Source organism: Acinetobacter sp. WCHAc060006 (assembly GCF_004209135.1).
In the GTDB taxonomy this organism is placed as follows: Bacteria; Pseudomonadota; Gammaproteobacteria; order Pseudomonadales; family Moraxellaceae; genus Acinetobacter; species Acinetobacter cumulans.
Window position 1 is genome coordinate 1 of sequence record NZ_SGSS01000070.1, and the last position, 2,068, is coordinate 2,068.

Genomic DNA, 2,068 nt, shown 5'->3' on the forward strand with positions numbered 1-2,068 from the left:
AAAAAATTCTGATAGATATATGCATACATTAAATAAAAATAGAACTAAAAATCAAAACAGATAAAAACTAAAATAGATAAACCCCAGATTAAAAGCCGAACATCCTCCCCACAAGCAAAATTGCACGCATCTATTCAGCTCAAGCTATATCAAGATTATTCCAGAATTCATTCTATACATACATGGAGTGGCTGTATGGAATTGAAAATGCTGAATAGCCAATAGCATTGATATATCTGTTAAAGATTGAACTATTTTTTAGAATTTTATAGTTTCGCGCCATACATTGCGTCAAAATAATCAACGGGTAAAAATATAAAAAACATTGGCATGAATGTGCTTATGGACGATTGATGCGTACAAGGGGCGTGTAAATGAACGCAAAAAATGAAACCTTTCCATGTTTAGTGTGCCAAAAAAAATTCAGTTCGCATTTTTTAGTTCCAATGGGTACGGTCAGAGAAAGCATTACGCAAGAAATAAGCCAAGACTTTCCAGAGTGGAAACCACAGGACTACATTTGCTTAAGTGACTTAACGCGCTACCGTGTGCAGTATGTACAATCGCTTTTACAGTCCGAGCAAGGTGAAGTCTCGGACTTAGAAGTTGAAGTGTTGCACAGCATGCAACAACATGAGTTGATTAGTAAAAATGTAGAAACCACCTTAGAACAGCAGTGGACTTTGGGCGACCGACTCGCAGACAAAATCGCGACTTTTGGAGGTAGTTGGACTTTTTTAATCTGCTTTACGCTGTTTTTAATTGTTTGGATTGCTGTCAATAGCATCATTATGGTGAAAAACCCGATCGACCCTTATCCTTTCATCTTGTTAAATTTACTCTTGTCCTGCGTGGCCGCCATGCAAGCGCCAATTATTATGATGAGCCAGAACCGACAAGAAGCCAAAGACCGACAGCGCTCAGAAAATGATTATCAAGTGAACTTAAAGGCAGAACTTGAAATCCGACATTTGCATGAAAAAGTTGACCATTTGCTTTTACATCAGTGGGATCGACTTACTAAAATTCAGCAGGTACAACTTGATTTACTCGAAGAGATGAATAAGCAGCGCCATCAATAAGGTGCTTTATCTTGTGTCGTCAATTGCGATTCAATCTTCATAGGAAAATTGCGTAGCTCTGATTTTCCATTCATCGCCTTAAAATATACGATGAATGGAAACAAGGGCTTAGCCGTTGGTCGGCATAGAATTTAAGCTTTAACATGCTTTAAATTAAAACTGTGAAATAGATCATTATTTAATCAAAATTTAACTTTTAGTTTTGAAATTTTGATTTAAAAACATGATCATCCAGTCGATATTTAATCCCTTAAAATAATTATAGGTTTCTTGCTAGGGGGATTATTGCAATGGCTCAGTTTGATATTGAAATAAGGCATCCACACCATGCTTCAGACAACGAATTAGAATTGGTACATGTCAAAAGTATTGCGGAAGCATCAACAGCATTTGATGCGATGCATTGGTTTAATTTGCAATTATTGCTACTTCAGCTACAGGGGCGACAGGCTTATTTTATGGTGACCAATCCCGAGTCGAGCCAGTCCATTAAAATTAGCTTAAATGAATTATCGACGTCAGATTCCTTAGAGTTTGTCTTACAAAGCGACATCGAAGTCATTTCAGAACAACGTGAAGTCTTTGGTTTATTTAAGCGTAAAACCAAAGATTATGTTGAGTTTAAACAGCTCAATTTAAGAAAAGCACATGAATATTTGGATCGTTTTTTAAATGGCCAGTTGGATGCACTCAAACAACAGTATCTAAATGGCGATACTGAAGTGGCGTGTAGCTCATAAAGTGGTTTAGCCTGTTGTATTGAACCTCTCTAGCGAAGAGATCGTGAAATAAAAATAGATTTTTTAATGCTTATTTGCGATCTTGAATGCGTATTTTTGTTAGGTTTGAAAAGTATTTTAATATTTTTATGAATGGGTGAAAAAAATTCCAAAATAGATAAAAATGAGTCTGTAGTAGGGAAACGATCCCGCCTGCTTTTTTCTAAACTTTATCTCAAGGGTGTGATAGAGATCGAAAAGAGCAGT

2 protein-coding genes are annotated in these 2,068 nt (G+C 36.3%); both read left to right on the forward strand.

Annotated elements, in window-relative coordinates:
- Positions 1-374: 374 nt before the first annotated feature.
- Positions 375-1,082, forward strand: coding sequence for a DUF1003 domain-containing protein (locus EXE29_RS17135; RefSeq protein WP_120365114.1), 708 nt, complete (start codon positions 375-377; stop codon positions 1,080-1,082).
- A gap of 290 nt (positions 1,083-1,372) precedes the next feature.
- Positions 1,373-1,822 carry a hypothetical protein gene (locus EXE29_RS17140; RefSeq protein WP_120365115.1) on the forward strand — a complete coding sequence of 150 codons (450 nt, stop codon included), beginning with the start codon at positions 1,373-1,375 and terminating at the stop codon, positions 1,820-1,822.
- The last annotated feature ends 246 nt before the right edge of the window (positions 1,823-2,068 follow it).